Origin of the sequence: Streptomyces sp. NPDC047841, assembly GCF_040704085.1 — a bacterium.
Taxonomy (GTDB): Bacteria; Actinomycetota; Actinomycetes; order Streptomycetales; family Streptomycetaceae; genus Streptomyces; species Streptomyces argyrophylli.
In genome coordinates this window covers 1-1,147 of sequence record NZ_JBEYRP010000092.1, presented here as the reverse complement: position 1 = coordinate 1,147, position 1,147 = coordinate 1, and the positions used below count along the sequence as shown (strand labels likewise).

Annotated in this window: 1 protein-coding gene and 1 pseudogene; both read left to right on the top strand. The window is 66.4% G+C overall.

Translation table 11 applies throughout. From position 1 onward, the window contains the following. Nucleotides 1-66: 66 nt before the first annotated feature. The gene (locus tag AB0947_RS42820; protein ID WP_366755754.1) at nucleotides 67-606 is read left to right on the top strand and encodes a winged helix-turn-helix domain-containing protein; all 540 of its coding nucleotides are present in this window, start codon (nucleotides 67-69) and stop codon (nucleotides 604-606) included. Continuing rightward, nucleotides 603-1,136: pseudogene (locus tag AB0947_RS42815) on the top strand (transposase). The gene AB0947_RS42820 and the pseudogene AB0947_RS42815 overlap by 4 nt, the downstream one beginning before the upstream one ends. Nucleotides 1,137-1,147: the final 11 nt, after the last annotated feature.

The window sequence follows — 1,147 nt, the reverse complement described above, 5'->3', positions numbered from 1 at the left end:
TTACTGAGCTTTTCGGGTTGTCGTCGGGGCGGTGACTGTTCATGATCCCTGCGGTATGCCGGTGGGATGCGGTATCCGGAGGGTGGGGGCCTGACTGCCGAGCGTCGGGCGTTTCGGGAGAGGATCCGGCTCCAGGCCGGCGAGCGTTTCGCGGCGGGTGAGAGGACCGCAGTGATCGCGAAGGACCTGCGGGTGAGTGTGCGGTCGGTGGAACGCTGGCGTAGGGCTTGGCGCGAGGGCGGCATGGAGGCTTTGCGCTCCGCGGGCCCGGCCAACTCCCCGACCGTTACCGATGCCCAGTTCGCGGTGCTCGAGGAGGAACTCGGCAAGGGTCCGTCAGCGCACGGCTTCGACGATGAGCGTTGGACTCTGGCCCGGGTCCAGACGGTGATCCGCCGTCGTCTGCGGCTGAGTTTGTCGGTGGCGACGGTATGGCGGCTGCTGAAGCGGCACGGCTGGTCCTGGCAGGCACCAGCCCGCCGTGCGCTCGAACGCGACGAGCACGCGGTGGAGCTGTGGAAGAAGGAGGTGTGGCCGCGGGTAAAAGTCTCGCGGCGGCGTCCGGGGCGTGGATCGTCTTCGAGGACGAGGCCGGATTCGCGATGACTCCGCCCCGAGCCCGGACCTGGGGCGACGTGGCCACACGCCCGTTATTCGCGTTCGGGGAAGATCCCGCCGCAGGACCTCGGTCGCCGCGCTGTGCTGCTACAAACCCGGCGAGACCGCCAGACTGATTTACCGGCCCCGTCAGCATCTGCTCCTGAAAGGAGCACGGAAGAGCTTCTCCTGGCAGGACTACCGAGACCTGCTGGTGAGGGCCCACATTCAGCTCGCCAGTCCCATCGTGGTGGTTTGGGACAATCTCAACACCCACCTGGCAGCGGGCTTGAAAAAGTACGAAGCCGAGCACGACTGGCTCACCACCGTCCGTCTCCCTTCATACGCACCCGACCTGAACCCCGTCGAGGCCGTCTGGTCACTCGTGCGCAGGGCCATGGCCAACACTGCCTTGAACACACCCCACGACCTCGACCGCAAACTCCCGCGCGTTACGCAGGATCCAACTCCGACCCCACCTGACCGACGGCTGCCTCACCGCCACCGGCCTGGCTATCGACCCACCGACCCCACCTTGAAAACCTCAGTA

Excerpts from the sequence above, each read along its gene's own strand:
- AB0947_RS42820 (WP_366755754.1), top strand. The coding sequence starts at position 67 with ATGCGGTATCCGGAGGGTGGGGGCCTGACTGCCGAGCGTCGGGCGTTT.